The organism is Antarcticimicrobium luteum, from assembly GCF_004358185.1.
In the GTDB taxonomy this organism is placed as follows: Bacteria; Pseudomonadota; Alphaproteobacteria; order Rhodobacterales; family Rhodobacteraceae; genus Antarcticimicrobium; species Antarcticimicrobium luteum.
Genome location: NZ_SMUV01000074.1, coordinates 224,951 through 240,573, shown reverse-complemented (window position 1 = coordinate 240,573; position 15,623 = coordinate 224,951). Strand labels below are relative to the sequence as shown.

At 64.2% G+C, this 15,623-nt stretch carries 13 protein-coding genes and 1 tRNA gene; 9 read left to right on the top strand and 5 right to left on the bottom strand.

The annotated features are described in order from the left end of the window. Positions 1-61 precede the first annotated feature (61 nt). From modC to E1832_RS21185, 5 genes are all read right to left on the bottom strand, one after another. Complete coding sequence (gene modC, locus E1832_RS21205) at positions 62-1,150, bottom strand: molybdenum ABC transporter ATP-binding protein (RefSeq protein ID WP_133361779.1); 1,089 nt, start codon at positions 1,148-1,150, stop codon at positions 62-64. Continuing rightward, positions 1,147-1,845 (bottom strand): molybdate ABC transporter permease subunit, encoded by a 699-nt coding sequence (gene modB, locus E1832_RS21200; protein WP_133361778.1) that lies wholly within the window; start codon positions 1,843-1,845, stop codon positions 1,147-1,149. The genes modC and modB overlap by 4 nt, the downstream gene beginning before the upstream one ends. A 3-nt stretch (positions 1,846-1,848) precedes the next feature. Then, on the bottom strand, positions 1,849-2,628 hold the full coding sequence (gene modA, locus E1832_RS21195; protein WP_133361777.1) for a molybdate ABC transporter substrate-binding protein: 780 nt from the start codon (positions 2,626-2,628) through the stop codon (positions 1,849-1,851). 77 nt (positions 2,629-2,705) lie between these two features. After that, positions 2,706-3,089, bottom strand: coding sequence for a winged helix-turn-helix domain-containing protein (locus tag E1832_RS21190; protein WP_133361776.1), 384 nt, complete (start codon positions 3,087-3,089; stop codon positions 2,706-2,708). 23 nt (positions 3,090-3,112) lie between these two features. Next, entirely contained in the window at positions 3,113-3,988 is an 876-nt protein-coding gene (locus E1832_RS21185) for a hypothetical protein (protein WP_133361775.1), read from the bottom strand. 493 nt (positions 3,989-4,481) lie between these two features. Here E1832_RS21185 and E1832_RS21180 point away from each other — a divergent pair. From E1832_RS21180 to E1832_RS21140, 9 genes are all read left to right on the top strand, one after another. After that, positions 4,482-4,557 (top strand) — tRNA-Thr (locus E1832_RS21180). A 389-nt stretch (positions 4,558-4,946) separates the two neighbouring features. Continuing rightward, positions 4,947-5,915, top strand: a complete 969-nt coding sequence (locus E1832_RS21175) for a LysR substrate-binding domain-containing protein (RefSeq protein WP_133361774.1) — start codon at positions 4,947-4,949, stop codon at positions 5,913-5,915. Positions 5,916-6,206: 291 nt separating this feature from the next. Further along, positions 6,207-7,682 carry an aldehyde dehydrogenase family protein gene (locus tag E1832_RS21170; protein ID WP_133361773.1) on the top strand — a complete coding sequence of 492 codons (1,476 nt, stop codon included), beginning with the start codon at positions 6,207-6,209 and terminating at the stop codon, positions 7,680-7,682. Between the two features lie 25 nt (positions 7,683-7,707). Beyond that, positions 7,708-8,472, top strand: a complete 765-nt coding sequence (locus tag E1832_RS21165; protein WP_133362002.1) for an SDR family oxidoreductase — start codon at positions 7,708-7,710, stop codon at positions 8,470-8,472. 183 nt (positions 8,473-8,655) lie between these two features. Then, positions 8,656-9,696: an ABC transporter permease gene (locus E1832_RS21160; protein WP_206021086.1), complete on the top strand. Its 1,041-nt coding sequence runs from the start codon at positions 8,656-8,658 to the stop codon at positions 9,694-9,696. Positions 9,697-9,762: 66 nt separating this feature from the next. Then, on the top strand, positions 9,763-10,776 hold the full coding sequence (locus E1832_RS21155) for a sugar ABC transporter substrate-binding protein (RefSeq protein ID WP_165978945.1): 1,014 nt from the start codon (positions 9,763-9,765) through the stop codon (positions 10,774-10,776). 114 nt (positions 10,777-10,890) lie between these two features. Then, positions 10,891-12,999: an ABC transporter permease gene (locus E1832_RS21150; RefSeq protein WP_133361771.1), complete on the top strand. Its 2,109-nt coding sequence runs from the start codon at positions 10,891-10,893 to the stop codon at positions 12,997-12,999. Further along, positions 12,992-14,086 (top strand): SMP-30/gluconolactonase/LRE family protein, encoded by a 1,095-nt coding sequence (locus E1832_RS21145; protein WP_133361770.1) that lies wholly within the window; start codon positions 12,992-12,994, stop codon positions 14,084-14,086. The genes E1832_RS21150 and E1832_RS21145 overlap by 8 nt, the downstream gene beginning before the upstream one ends. Further along, the gene (locus E1832_RS21140) at positions 14,083-15,576 is read left to right on the top strand and encodes a sugar ABC transporter ATP-binding protein (RefSeq protein WP_133361769.1); all 1,494 of its coding nucleotides are present in this window, start codon (positions 14,083-14,085) and stop codon (positions 15,574-15,576) included. The genes E1832_RS21145 and E1832_RS21140 overlap by 4 nt, the downstream gene beginning before the upstream one ends. The last annotated feature ends 47 nt before the right edge of the window (positions 15,577-15,623 follow it).

Here is a 15,623-nt window from a genome sequence, read left to right as displayed (position 1 = left end):
CCTGAGTATTTTTCAAAGAAAAGAGAACGGGCGGGTTCGGGTTCCGGCAGGGGGCGGCGGCTCAGCCCGCCCCGACGTCGGTGCGCGCAATCGAGACTGTCTTGATCACCGCATAGACCCGGCGCCCCGGGGCCAGCGCCAGCGCCTCGGCAGAGCGCCGGGTGACGCGGGCGAGCAGAAGGTCGCCGCCGCAGCGGATCTGCACCACCACGCCTGGCCCCTGACCTTCGCGCAGGGCGACCACCTCGCCGGGCAGGATGTTCAGCGCCGACAGCCCCTCGGGCGCGCGGTCGGCCACGATCACATCATGGGCCAGGATGCGCACCCGGGTGCGGGTGCCGGGCGGCTGGTCCATCTCGGGCAGGAACAACCGCCCGCCGGAGACCGCCAGTTCGGTCAGCCCGTCGGCGTGATGGCGGGCGATATGTGCGGGCAGCACCGCACCGGCCTCGCGCAGGCCGAACTGGCGCACCATGGCCGGATCCGACAACACCTGTTCGGCGGGTCCGGCGCGCACGACGCGGCCCGCCTCCAGCACCACCACGGTGGTGGCCAGCCGCGCCACCTCGGCCACGGAATGGCTGACATAGAGGATCGGCAGCCCGCTCTGGTCGCGCAGCCGTTCGAGATAGGGCAGGATCTCTTCCTTGCGCGCGGCATCCAGTGCGGCGAGCGGTTCGTCCATCAGCAGCATCCCGGGCCGTGCCAGCAGCGCCCGGCCAAAGGCGACGCGCTGTTTCTCGCCGCCCGAAAGCGCGCCCGGCCGCCGGTCGAGCAGGGGGCCGAGGCCCAGCAGATCGGCCACCTCGTCCAGCCCCGGGCCAGGCTCGCCGCGCGGCGCGAAACGGCAGCCATAGGTCAGGTTCTGGCGCACCGAGAGATGCGGGAACAGCCGCCCGTCCTGGAACACATAGCCTAGCCGGCGGCGGTGGACCGGCAGGTTCACCCGGGCCTTGGCATCGAACAGGGGAACGCCCGACAGAAGGATGCGCCCGGCCTGCGGCCGCAGCAGCCCGGCGATGGCGTTGATCACCGTGGTCTTGCCGGCGCCGGAGCGACCGAACAGCGCGGTGACCCCGCCGGGCGCCTCGAACGCCACGCGCAGATCGAACCCGGCCAGCGGATGGGTGATGTCGACCTCAAGGCTCATGCGCCGGAGACCCGTTTCGCCGCCCGCCGCGCCAGCACCTCGGAGACCGTCAACGCCGCCATCGCCACCGCGACCGACACCGCCACCAGGCGCAGCGCGGAGGCGTCGCCGCCGGGGACCTGCAGGAAGGTATAGATCGCCGAGGGCAGGGTCTGGGTCTGGCCGGGGATGTTGGAGACAAAGGTGATGGTGGCGCCGAATTCGCCCATCGCCTTGGCAAAGCCGAGGATCGCCCCGGCGATGACGCCGGGCAGGATCAGCGGCAGGGTGACGGTGGCAAAGACCCAGAGCCGCGGCGCGCCCAGCGTGGCGGCGGCCTGTTCCAGCCGGGGATCGACCGCCTCTATCGCCAGCCGGATCGCCCGGACCACCAGCGGAAAGGCCATGATTGCGGCGGCCAGCGCCGCGCCGGTCCAGCGGAAGGCGAAGACCAGACCGAACCAGTCGTCAAGCAGGCCGCCCACCGGGCCGCGGCGGCCGAAGGTGAGCAGCAGCAGATAGCCGGTGACAACCGGCGGCAGGATCAGCGGCAGGTGGACGATGCCGTTCAGCACCTGTTTGCCCGGAAAGCTCCAGCGCGCCAGCGCATAGGCGGTGAGAATGCCGAAGGGCAGGCTCAGCACAATGGCCCAGAGCGACACTTTCAGCGAAAGCGCCACCGCCTGCCATTCTTCCGGGCCGAGCCAGTCCGCCATCGGTTATTCGCCCGCGATGCCGAAGCCGTGACGCCGGAAGATTTCGCGTGAGGCCTCGCTGGTCAGGAAGGTAAAGGCGGCGCGGGTTTCCTCGCCATCGCCGTCCTTGAGGATCGCGGCCGGGTAGATGATGGCCGGATGGCTGTCGGCGGGGAAGGTGTCGAGCACGCGAACCTGATCGTCGGCGGCCGCGTCGGTGGCATAGACGATGCCCAGCGGCGCCTCGCCGGCGCCCACCAGCCGCAGGGCGGCGCGCACGTTGTCGGCCTGCGCCACCTTGCCGGCAACGCTGTCCCACAGGCCCAGCGAGCTCAGCGCCGCCTTGCCGTAGATGCCGGCGGGCACCGCATCGACCAGCGCCATCGCCAGACGGCCGTCGGCCAGCGTGCCGGCCAGATCGAGATCGGGGGAGATCGCAACGCTCAGGTCGGCGGCGGCGCCGGGTCCGGCGATCAGCACAATGGAGTTCAGCAGCAGATCGGTGCGGCTGCTCTCGGCCAGCAGCCCGTCGCCCTCGAGCGTGTCCATCCAGCCGGGGTTGGCCGAGATGAATATCTGCGCCGGTGCGCCCTGCTGGATCTGCCGGGCGAGGCTGGAGCTGCCGGCGAAGGAGGCCAGAATGTCGTTGCCGGTCTGCGCCTTGTAAGCGGCGGCGAGATCGTCCATCGCGGTCTTCAGGCTGGCGGCGGCAAAGACGGTGGTGGTTCCGGCCCACAGGGCAGGGGCCCAGCCGAACAGGGCGAGCGACAGGGCGACAAGCGCGGCGCGCAGGGTGCGGGGCATTGCAGTTTCTCCGGGTGGGCTTCGATATGTACCGCCAGATATATCGCCGGGGGCGCGGGCCGGTGCAAGCGATATTTTCATTCGGACATATCGGGTCGGAGCGCCGCAAGCGCCTCCAGCCCGGCGCGCCCGCACTCGCCGGCGGCGCGCTCGACTGCGCGGTAATGCGCCAGCACCCGTGCGCCGTTTTCGGTCAGCTGCGCGCCGCCGCCCCGGGCGCCGCCGCGCGCGCTTTGCACCAGCGGCGCGGTGAACATCGCGTTGAGTTCCTCGATCAGCGACCAGGCGCGCTTGTAGCTCATGCCCATGCGGCGCCCGGCCGCCGAGATCGAGCCGGTCTCGCGGATCAGGTCCAGCAGATCGGCCTTGCCGGGCCCCATCCAGCGCCCGTCGCCGAACAGCACCCGCAGCCGGAGCTTTGGCAGGTCGTCGGTCTGGGGATCGTCTGTCATGTCTGCCATGGGCACCTCGCCGGGGGAACGGGTCAGGGCAGGATCACCCGCACGCCGGGAATGTCGGCAATTGTGTCGATGTCCGCCTCGTAGATCGCCGTCATCTCCTCGACCAGATCATCGCTCCAGCCCGGTAGGTCGAGCTCTTCGACGATCTCGTCCTCGATGGCGTATTTGTCGAGAAAGGCGATCATCACCCGGCGCCGCTGCGCCTCGGTCAGTTCCGGGTTCTGGTGCAGGTAGACGCGAAACCGCTGCATGCCTTCCTTGCTCATGATTTCCGACAGCAGATCGAAGCCGCCGGCAATTTTCTCGTCCATCGGCAGACCGGCCAGCCGGCGCACCACCTCGCCCCAGATCAGCGGCAGATCCTCGTTGCACCAGACGGTGATCTTTATGCCGGGCACCTCGTCCTGGATGCGCTGGAACATGTCGGACCACAGCAGTGCGCGCGGGTCATGCCGGCTCAGGGTTTCGGCGATCCGCTGCCCGGTCGCCTTCTGCAGGGCGGCGGGCAGGAAGGTGGCCGGGTTGCGAACGGCCATATAGATCTCGATCTGGTCCTGCGGAAACAGCTCGCGCATCTTGGCCACCCGGTCGGACGCCTCCGGGTAGAGCTGGCCGTGATCCAGCACGTGGCGCTGCGAGCCGAAGAAATGCTCATTGGACAGGATCAGCCTCCCGGCCACCTCGTCATCGAGGATGGCGTCGATCAGCACGTCGCGCGCGCCCTCTGCGGCGGGCCCGACCTCAAGCGCGTTGAACGTGTCCTTCAGGAGCTGGCGGTATTTCCCTGGCCCCGGTACGGCGACGCCATTCTGCGAGAACGCTTCCTTGTTGCGCAGCAGGCATTTCAGGATCCGGTCCTCGTCGGTGCAATGGGCTCCGGTATGGAAAATGATCTTCATTCTTCCGCGCTCATGCCCCGACCTGACCTTTAAAGACTGCCTTTGGGTTAGCGCCTTGGTCCGGTTCAGTCAAACGGCTTTGCCGCGCCGCGCCCGGACCGCAGCACGTGCCGCCGGAGCCGGATCACGCACCGGCGGCGGGATTTCGGGCCGAACCGGCCGGGGCGGTGGCGCATGGGGCCGCCCCGCCCGGCCCATGTTCCGTGTCTCCTGTCCGCGCCCGACGCCACTGAGCGGCGTCGGCGACTGGCGAGGAGGGCGGTCGGGCCCAGGATCGGCGCCGGCGGCCGGTTTTCGGTGCGACGCCAGTCCGCGCATCCCGGCGCCCCCGGTGCGGACCGGGACCGAAGTCCGATCCGCGCCCAAGGAATGAAGAAGGACGCCCGACAGACTGCGGATGCGGTCAGAGGTCTTGCAGCGATCAGCCGAGTCGGGTAGGGGACAGCGTGGTATCGGAGACATCTGATCGCCCCCGGACCCTCGGGTCCCGGATGCCCCTATAGCTCAGCTGGTAGAGCAACTGATTTGTAATCAGTAGGTCCGCGGTTCGAGTCCGTGTGGGGGCACCATTACTTGGCCTAGGAGGCCATTTTTCAAGAATATCAGGCACCTAGATCCTCTCCCGAGACATTTTTCGGGACACATTGAGGCCACGGCCATGGTGGTGATGATGAAGCTCAAGAACGTTGGCGACCTCTCCGGGGGCCGAAAGCGGTTCCGTCGGCGCAACCCAAAGGCGGCCGAGTTGCTAAGCGAGTCGTTCTTTCAGGTGCCCATGAAGGCCGCGAAGGGGCCGCGCTGGCGGTCGTTCAGGAAACCCTCCTCGCCGAGTATGAGAAAATCGTTGCGAAAGCCCGGGAGAAGGCTGCCGGTGCCCGAGTCAGGCGCGACATGGGCGAACGTCGCGCATATGCATATGGTTGATGCATTCTGGCAGGCGGCTCTATAAAGATTTCCTATGGATATTCGTCAACTCCGCTATTTCGTTGCCATCGTGGAGCAAGGGTCTTTCTCCCGTGCTGCGGTCATCCTGCATGTCGCGCAACCGGCGCTTTCCCTGCACGTGCGCAATATCGAGGCCGAGCTGGGCACCAGCCTTCTGTTTCGCACGCCGAAAGGGGTTGTGCCGACGGAGGCGGGCGAAATTCTTCTGCGAAACGCCCGCACCATAATAGATCAGCTGACCATCACCGAGGAGGAGGTGCGCGGGCATCAGAACGATCCTGCCGGCGTGGTGCGGCTGGGTCTGCCGGGGACGATCAGCGAAATCTTGTCGGTTCCGCTGATCATGGCGGCGCGCAGCCGTTATCCCAGGATCGAGCTGCGTATCGCGGAGGCGATGAGCGGGTTCGTGCTGGAATGGCTCAGGGAATCGCGCGTCGACCTCGCGGTGATTTATCGAAACGTCAGCGACAACGGCCTCGCCACGGTTGAGCTGCTGGAGGAAGAGCTTGTCTTTTTTGGACCCGCCCAAGGGCTTTCGGACCCGCCCAATGCAGGCCCGTTGCCAGCGCCCGAGGCGATGCCGCTATTGGCCGATCTGACCGATTTGCCGCTGATCCTGCCGGGCAAGGCGCATGGTCTGCGTCTCTTGATTGATCGGCACGCCGCCGCGGCCGGGGTAGACCTGGATGTCTCGATCGAGGTGGATTCCTATTCCAATATCAAACGGCTGGTCTGTTCGGGCCTGGGCTGTTCCATTCTGCCGCTCAACGCGATTTCCCAAGAGGTCGCGGAAGGGAAGCTCGAAAGCTGGCATATTGGTGATGTGCGCCTGCGCCGGTCAGCCTATCTGGCCTTCCCCGAGGCGCGCCCGATGACCAACGCGGTGGCGGCCATTCGCGACCTTGCCGAGGAAGTGCTGCGCGATCTCGCGCGGAAAGGCAGCTGGGTTGGCGCGCGGGCGCTCCCCGGCGAAACCAGCTAATCTATCCCCATCAACGACGGCTTTCCCCGGCCGGTCTGGGTGCCCATGCGCGCAGATATAAGTTGCTTGCCGGCATCTTTTGGAAGGGCAGAACATTTTCTTATAGGGGGGAGCAAATATCTGGATTTGTAACGGCGATGATTTCGCAGTCACTATTCGGTAAGCCCCGGCGGGCAAGAGGAGCACACCGGGGCGGGAGAAGGGACAGCGGGTATTCGCCGGGATCGTTTGCCTCGTGCCAATCGGCGCGGGCGAGGCCGTCTTTGCGCCTGCCCGGAAGAGAGGGCCAGTATGATCCACGACCAACCGCCCGCCGCAGATGTCCTGCCGGCGAAAGGATGTTTCATCGACAACAGGTGGGTGCCAGCCGTTTCCGGGCAGACGCTGCCCGTGAGTGCGCCGGCGGAAGGGCGCGTCTTTGCCGAGATCGCCGCTGGCGGGCGCGAGGATGTCGACCGGGCCGTGGCCGCTGCCAGAGCCGCCTATGAAACCGGTTCCTGGTCACGGCTCAGCGCGACCGAGCGCGGCCGCCTTCTGAGCCGGCTGGGCCAGCTGATCGAAGCGAATTTCGAGGAGTTGGTGGCGCTGGAGGCGCGCGATTGCGGCAAGCCGCTGGCCACCGCCCGCGCCGACATCACGGCGACGGCGCGCTACTTCGAATATTATGGCGGAGCCGCCGACAAGGTACATGGGGAACAGATCCCCTTCATGAACGGGTACTACGTGACCGGCGAGCGCGAACCGCTGGGCGTGACCGGGCATGTGATTCCCTGGAACTACCCGGCACAGATGACAGGCCGCACGCTGGGCCCGGCGCTGGCGATGGGCAACGCCACCATCCTGAAGCCGGCCGAGGACGCCTGCCTGACTGTGCTGCGCATCGCGGAACTTGCCGCCGAGGCGGGCTTTCCTGAAGGCGCGATCAATGTCGTGCCGGGGCTTGGGCACGAGGCCGGCGCGGCGCTTTCGGAACATCCGGGGATCGACTTCATTTCCTTCACCGGCTCACCGCAGGTCGGCACGATGATCCAGACGGCGGCGGCGCGGAACCATATCGGTTGTGTGTTGGAACTGGGCGGCAAAAGCCCGCAGATCGTTTTCGACGATGCCGATTTCGAGGCGGCGGTTCCCGTGATCGTCGCGGCGATCGTTCAGAATGCCGGCCAGACCTGTTCGGCCGGGGCGCGGCTGCTGGTGCAGCGTAGCGCCTGGGACAGGCTGATCCCGATGGTGGTGGAGCGGTTCGCGAAGCTGCGCGCCGGCAAGCCGGAAGACACGCCTGATCTGGGCCCGATCATCAGCGCGAAACAGCGCGAACGTGTCGCCGGCTATATAGCGTCGGCCAAGGCGGCGGGTCTGCCGGTTCTGGCGGAGGGCGCGGTGCAGGAAGAGGCGCCTGAGGGCGGGTTCTTTGTGCCGCCGGTGCTGTTCGGCCCGGTGCCACGCGATGCTGCGCTGGCCTGCGAGGAAGTTTTCGGACCGGTGCTTTCGGCGCTGACCTTCGAGGATGAGGCCGACGCGCTGGCGCTGGCCAACGGCACCGAATACGGGCTCATCGCCGGCGTTTGGACCAGCGACACCGCGCGCGCGGTGCGCCTGGCGCGGCGGCTGCGGGTCGGGCAGGTCTATGTGAATGCCTATGGGGCCGGGGGCGGTGTGGAGCTGCCTTTCGGCGGCGTGAAGAAATCGGGCCACGGCCGCGAGAAGGGTTTCGAGGCGCTTTACGAATTTTCGGCGCTGAAAACCGTTGTCATCAAACACGACTGAACAGAGTGCACAGAGGGAGAGACTCATGAACGCAGCACAGGGCCGTATGGCCGGGAAGATTGCCGTGGTAACCGGCGCGGGCGGCGGCTTTGGAGAAGGTATTGCCAAGCTTTTTGCCCGCGAGGGCGCCAAAGTGGGTGTGCTGGATCTGCGTCGCGATGCGGCCGAGCGTGTGGCCGCCGAGATCGGCGAAAATGCCGTCGCGCTTGCTGCCGATGTCACCTCGCGCGCCGAAATGGATGCGGCCGTGCAGAAGATGGTCGACAGGTTCGGTGTGCCCAATGTCTTCATCAACAACGCCGGATGGACCCACAGAAACAAGCCGATGCTCGACGTGACCGAAGATGAGTTCGACAAGGTTTATGCGATCAATGTGAAGGCGATCTATCACGCCACTAACATCATCGTGCCGATGATGCGGGAGCTCGGCGGCGGCTCGATAGTGAATATCGGTTCGGTGGCGGGCATTCGTCCGCGCCCGGGGCTGACCTGGTACAATTCGACCAAGGGCGCTGTGAACATCCTTTCGCAATCCATGGCGGTGGAGCTGGCGCCTGACAATATCCGTGTCAACGCGATCTGCCCGGTGATGGGCGAAACCGGCCTGCTGGAAGAATTCATGGGCGTGCCCGACACGCCGGAGAACCGGGCGAAATTCGTTGCCACCATTCCGATGGGGCGGATGTCGCAGCCGGAGGACATTGCGCGGGCAACGCTCTATCTCGCCTCCGACGATGCCGAGTTTATCACTGGGATTCTGATGCCTGTGGATGGCGGGCGCACGGTCTGACGAGCTAACGCGAGCCGTTCGGCGCCTGTGCCACTGGGCGGCCCGCAAATATAAATGATTCTTGACTCATGATTCACATATAGATCTGATGCAGACGAGGATAAGAACGGTGCGGGCGGCCGGAGAGCCCCGGCAATGCCGGATCGCGCGACATTCAGGCGAAAGCCGGAATGAGGGGGGGGAATGGAACAGAACACAGAGAAAGATGGCGGCCATGGGGGGGCGGGCCCGATGGCTATGCTGAGCGGAGTTCTGGGCAAGGGCGGTTTCGATCAACTGCGGATCGTGACCTTGCTGTTTCTGGCGATTTTCATCCTCTATTCGGTTGTTCTTCCCGGCTTCTTTTCCGTGGGCAATCTTCTGACGCTGATGCGCACGGTTTCCGTGCTGGGCATTCTCGGTCTCGGCATGGCCATCGTGGTGATCGGGCGGGGGATCGACCTTTCCATGATCGCCACGCTGGCCGTGCCATCGGCTTTGGTGCTGACGCTTGCAGCCAAGGGATTTGGCGTGGTGCCAGCGGTCGGCATCGGGTTGATGCTCGCCATCTCCATCGGTGTGCTCAACGGCATTCTGGTGGCTTACGCCGAGATACCCTCGCTGTTCACCACGCTGGCGGTGGGCATCGGTGTGGCCGGAATCGGCCAGATCGGCCTTTTCGACTACGAGATCGTGTCCTGGCCGCCGGCGCTTGACGGGATCGCATGGATTGGACGGGGCAGTTTCTACGGGGTTCCCTATTCCGTTCTGGCCTTCGGTGTGGCGGCGATCGTGATCGGCATTTTCCTGCGCCGTACACGGTATGGCATGTTTGTCTATGCCTCGGGCGACAACCCCGGGGCGACGCGGCTTACCGGCATTCCGCTGCGGCCCGTTCTGGTGATGCAATATGTGATCTCGTCCTGTGTGGCGTTCTTCGCCGGCATGGTGCTTGCCGCCTCGTCGGCCAGCATGGATACGCGGATTTTCAATCTCACCTGGATCTACGATGTGATCCTGGTGGTGGTGCTGGGCGGGATCGGGCTGTCGGGCGGGCGCGGCGGTGTGGCCAATGTGATCATCGGCACATTGCTGATCGGCACGATCATGAACGGTCTGACAATCATGAATGTCTCGTTCGAGATGCAGAATCTGGTGCGCGGCCTCGTGCTGCTGGTGGCGGTGCTGGCCGACAGCATCATCAACCCGCGCAACGAGGAGACGGCGCAGCAAGGCGATATTTGAGAATCTCAGAGGCTATGGGCTGGCAGGAGGCTGACCGTGGCTGGGATGATAAAGGGAGGACCCGACATGAAGAAATTATTGAAACTGGGGATGACAGCGATGCTTGGCGCGCTGATCGGCACAGCGCAACTGGCCCATGCGCAAAAAAGCATGGATGACCCGCTGCGCGATGATTACTACGCCAATTTCGAAGGCCGGAAGGTGGTTTTCGTGCCGGTGTTCATGGGGCTGGACCTGACCGAGGGCTGGTCGAAGATCATGGCGAGCCAGGCCGAAGAGCTGGGCTATGATTACGAAGTTCGCAACTCGAACTTCAACACTGCCGCCGGCGCTCAGACTCTGACGTCGCTGATCAGCGAAAAGCCCGATGTCATCGTGGTGCAGAACCCGGATGTGCAATCGTATGCCAAGCTGCTTCGGCAGGCCGAGAAGGCCGGCATTCGTGTCATTCAGCTGAACATGAAGACCAACTATCAGACGACCGGCTTTGTCGGTGCCGATGTGGAGCTGATCGGCGAAAAGCAGGCCGAAGCCGCCGTGGCAAAATGCTCGAACGAAGCCAATCCCGGCAAGGTTCTGGTGCTTGCGGGCCCCCCGACCAGCCCGTTTTCGGCCTATATGCTGAAAGGATATGAGAATGTTCTGAACGCAAGCCCGGGGATGAATTTGGTGTCGGTGCAATCGACCGGGGATTATGAGTCCTCAAAGGCGAAATCGATCACGCAGGTCGTGTTGCAGCAACACCCCGATCTCTGCGCCATTCTCGGTGTCTGGGACAATACCGATGTCGGCACCGCAGCTGCGCTGCAGGAATCCGGCAAGGCCGATCAGGTTCTGGTGACCACCTCGGGCGGCGGCGGCGAGTTGGCCTGCAAAGGTCTGCACGAAGGCATGTGGCAGTATTACGTGAGCTACGATGTGCCGGGGCAAGGCCGGGATCTGAACGCGCTGATCATGGCGGCGCTTCAGGACAAGAATCCCGTCGGCAGCACCAAGACCGTGCTCTACACGCCGCTCGTGACCTACACGCCCGAGACGCTGGGCGACGAGCGCTGCTGGTCACTCGACACCCTGCGCTGAGCGCCGGGGCGCAAGCCCCCGGACCGACAAAGGCCAGCCCCCGGGGGACCCCTCCCGGGGGCTGCAACCAACATATCCGCACATTCCGAAACGGCCGGCTGAGGCAAGAACACGATGAATACACTGGTAAAACTGCGCTATCGCTTCTGGCCGGACAAGATTTTCGGCGAGCTGCTGCAGAAGCCCTGGATGGAAACGGCTGTGCCGCTCCTGGTGCTTCTTCTGGTGATCGCCTTCTTCAGCGCCCGGATCGACAATTTCATTTCGATCACCAACCTGAACGATACGCTGCGCCAGGCCTGTGAGCTGGGGTTCGTGGTGCTGGGCATGTCGATCGTGCTGATCGTCGGGGGGATCGACCTTTCGGTGGGGTCGATCTACGCGCTGTGCAACCTTTTGGCGCTCTATTGTGTCAACGTGCTGGGCCTCGGGATGATCTCCGCCGTGGCGATCACGCTGGTCGCGGGGGCGGCTCTTGGAGCGGTGAACGGCATTCTCGTCGGATATCTGAGGATGCGGGCCTTCCTGACCACCATGGTGACGCTGATCGTCTACAAGGCGGCGCATGATATGCTCAACGCCGAGGTGGGGGTTGCGATCTCGTCGAATTTCCCCGATGCGCCCGCCTGGGATTACCTTGGCTTCGGAACCTTTCTTTCGCTGCCCGTGGTGCTGTGGGTTTTCGCGGTGGTTGCTGTGGCGGGGCATGTGTTCCTGACACGGCTGCGTGCCGGCTGGCATGTAATGGCAATCGGCGGCAATCGCCGCTCCGCCTATAACACCGGCCTGCCTGTAAAGCGCGTGGTGGCGCTGTCGTATGTCGCGTCGGGCGTCTTTACCGCGACGGCGGCGATCTTCTTTGCCTCGCGCCTGGCCTCGCCGGGGGCGGATACCGGCAAGGGGCTCGAAATCGTCGTGCTGACCGCAGCCATCCTTGGCGGCATCCGGCTGGGTGGCGGCAAGGGCTCGGTCATGAAGGCGGTGCTCGGCACCCTGATCATTCTTTTGCTGACCAACGGCATGTTGCGCATGGCGATGTCTGCCGGCATGTCGCGGGTGATCTTGGCCACGATCCTGCTGCTCGCGGCGCTGCTCGATATTCGCTGGTTCAAGAACCGGCACAAAGCGGTGCAGGAACTCTATGTGAGCCCCGGCTACATGGAGCTTCCGCCGCCGCAAAGCACGGCGCCGGAATCCGGCTCGCCCTTTGCGCTGAACGACAAGCTGCGCCATGTCGACACGATCGGGCTGGGCGAGATCGAGAGCCCCGAGGATGTGGCGCTCGACGCCGACGACAATCTCTATTGCGGCAACCGCCATGGCGATATCGTCCGGTTCTTCGCGCCGGACTACACACGGCAGGAGGTTTACGCCCATATCGGCGGCCAGCCCCTGGGGATCGTGATGACGAAACAGGGCACCTTGTTCGTCTGCGTTGGGGGCATGGGGCTCTACAAGGTGAACCCCGATCGCAGTGTCGAGAAAGTGACCGATGAGACCAACCGTTCGCTGCTTTCGATCATCGACGACAGCCGGCTGCGCCTGGCGGACGATCTGGACATCGCGCCGGACGGGCGGATCTTCTTCTCGGAAGCGACGGTGCGCTACGAGATGCATGAATGGCCAACCGACAGTCTTGAAGCGCGCGGCAATGGCCGGATCATCTGCTACGATCCGCGCAACGGCAAAACCCATACCTGCCTGCGCAACCTGATCTTCCCCAACGGGATCGTCATGGCCTCGGACGGGCAGTCGATCCTGTTCGCCGAAAGCTGGGCCTGCCGGATCAGCCGCTATTGGTTCGACGGGCCCAAGGCGGGCACGGTGGAGCCGGTAATCGAGAATCTGCCGGGCTATCCCGACAACCTCAACCGCGCCTCGGACGGCAATTACTGGCTGGCGATCATGGGTGTGCGCAATCCGATTTTCGATCTGGCGATGCGCAAACCCGGCTTCCGCCGCCGCATGTCGAAAAAGCTGCCGGGCGATGAATGGCTAGCGCCCAATCTCAACACCGGCTGTATCGCCAAGATCAGCGAGAGCGGCGAGGTGCTCGACGTGATGTGGGATCTGGGCGGCGAGAACCATCCGATGATCACCTCGATGCGCGAGCACAAGGGGCAGCTCTTCATCGGCGGTATTCACAACAACCGCATCGGGCGGTTGAAGCTGGACGATGCCGATCCTGAATTCGTCGATCTCAAGGAGGCGGGCAATGCTTGATGTGTTTGGGCAGAAGCTGGGGGAGCTTATCGGTCTGCGGCGTTCGACCCTTGCGGTGCCGATCCTCGACGGGGTGTTCAAACCCAACAGCCTTCTCGAAGAGGCCGAGGTGTTGACCGAACGCGAGGGCATGGAGGATATGGCTAGAACGCCGGAGGGGCAGCTGCTTCTGGCCTGCGGCAGCGAGGTTCTGGCTTGTGACGTCAAGGGCGAGCTGAGCCCTGTGGCGGACCATGGCCGGCCGATCACGGCGCTCGCCGTTCTGCCCGATGGCCGTCGCGCCGTGGCGCTGGGCGACCGGATCGAGATCGAGGGAACGGCGGAGCCGCTGCGCGAGGCGGCAGGACGTCCATTCCGCGCGATCACCGCTCTTTCGCTGAGCCGAGATGGCAAGCTGCTGATCTGTGACGCGTCCGCCGAGCGCGATACCACCCATTGGCAGCACGATCTGATGGAGAAAGGCGCCAGCGGGCGGCTGGTCTCGCTCGATCCGGCGAGCGGCGCTGTGGAGGTTCTGCAAACGGGGCTGCAATGGGCCTATGGTGCATGGCAGGGAGAGGACGGCGGCATTCTGGTTTCCGAGAGCTGGCGCCACAGGCTGCTTCGGACGGGCAAGGGAACGATGGGCGAGATGCCTGGCTATCCTGCCCGGATCACACCCACGGCGGATGGCGGTTTCTGGCTGGCGGTGTTCGCCGCGCGGATGCAGATCGTGGAGTTCGTGCTGAGCGAAACCGAATTCCGGCGCGAGATGATCGCGACGATCGAGCCCGAACACTGGATTTCTCCGGCCTACAGCTCGGGCAAGGACTTCCTCGAACCGCTTCAGGGCGGCGGGGTGAAACAGATGGGTATTCTCAAACCATGGGCGCCGCCGCGTTCCTATGGGATGGCGGTTCGGTTCGATGCCCACGCGGTTCCCGTCATGTCGGTTCACAGTCGCGTTGGTGGCGAAAACCACGGCATTGTCACAGTGCTGGAGCGCGGCGAGGAGGTGTTGGCCCTGTCGAAAGGGGCGGGGCGGATGTTGCGGCTCGATGCGGGGGCGATCCGCCGGGCCAATGCCATCGGGGGAGAAGACGTATGACGCCGATTCTGGAAATGAAGGGTTTGACAAAGTACTACGGCCGTGTCGCAGCGGTCGAGGATATCAACTTCACGCTTTTCCCCGGCGAGGTTCATGCGCTTCTGGGTGAAAACGGCGCGGGGAAATCCACCCTGACCAAGATGATTGCCGGTGTGGTCGAGCCCAGCAGCGGCGAGATCCTGCTTGACGGCAAGCAGGTGCGGCTCGACACCCCGGCCGAGGCGCTGGAGACCGGGATCGCAATGGTGTTCCAGGAAACCAGCCTGGTACCCTCGATGACCGTGGCGCAGAACCTTTTCATGGGCAACGAACGGTTCTTCAACCGGCTGCGCGGGATCAATATCGCTGCCCAGCAATTCATGCAGGCGCTGAACTTTCAGGTCGATCCGACTGCGCTGGTGCAAACGCTGGGCGCGGCGAAGAAACAGATGATTGAGATCGCCCGGGCGATGCTGTCGGAGGCCCGGATCATCGTGTTCGACGAACCCACGGCAACGCTCACGCCGGAGGAGAAGAGGCATTTCTTCGATCTGGTGAAAACGTTGCAGAAACGCGGTGTTGCGGTCATTTTCATCAGTCACGCGCTGGAGGAGGCGCTGGCGATTTCCGACCGTATCACCATTCTGCGCGACGGGCGGCATGTGGTGACGGACAATACCACCAGTTTCGACCGTGATACGATCGTGCAGGCCATGGTGGGCCGCAGCCTGTCGGAGGAGCTTTACGGCACCAGAAAGAATGTCGTGCGTCGACCGGGCGAACGGGTGCTTCAGGTTAGCAACCTGCGGATGGCCAATGTCGTGCGCAACAATTCGCTTTCCGTGTTCGCCGGTCAGGTCACCGGGGTGTTCGGTCTCGTCGGATCGGGCCGGACCGAGACCTTCAAGGTGGTGGCCGGGGCGCTCAAGCGGAACTATCTCAACGGCGGCGAAATTTTCATCCACGGCAAGCGGGTGCGTTATCGTGTGCCGGCGCAGAGTCTGCACCAGCGCGTTGCCTATATTACCGAGGACCGCAAGGTCGAAGGGTTCTTCGAAACCATGTCGATCAAGGCCAATATCTTTATCGGCTGGCTGGCCAAGGCGGGCTGGAAGACATTCTGGATCAGGCGAAAGCGGGTCGACGAGATCGGCGAGGACTGGGCGAAATCGCTTCATATCCGTTCGGTGACGAACGATGCCAAGGTGATCGAGCTTTCAGGGGGCAACCAGCAGAAGGTCGTGATCGCCAAATCGCTGATCCAGGACCCGGACCTGATCATCTTCGACGAGCCGACGCGGGGCGTGGATGTGGGCGCCATAGCCGAGATTCACCACATGATCGAGCGGCTCGCCGACGAGGGCAAGGCGGTGGTGGTGATCTCGTCCTATCTGCCCGAGGTGATGCAGCTTTCCGACCGGCTTCTCGTTGCCCGGCAAGGGCGGATTGTCGAGGAATTCTCACCGCTCGACGCGACCGAGGAGAAGCTCATGTATGCGGCGGTGCACTGACATCGCACCGAAACGGCCCGCGATCCGAAGAGGGCGGGCCGTTTCAG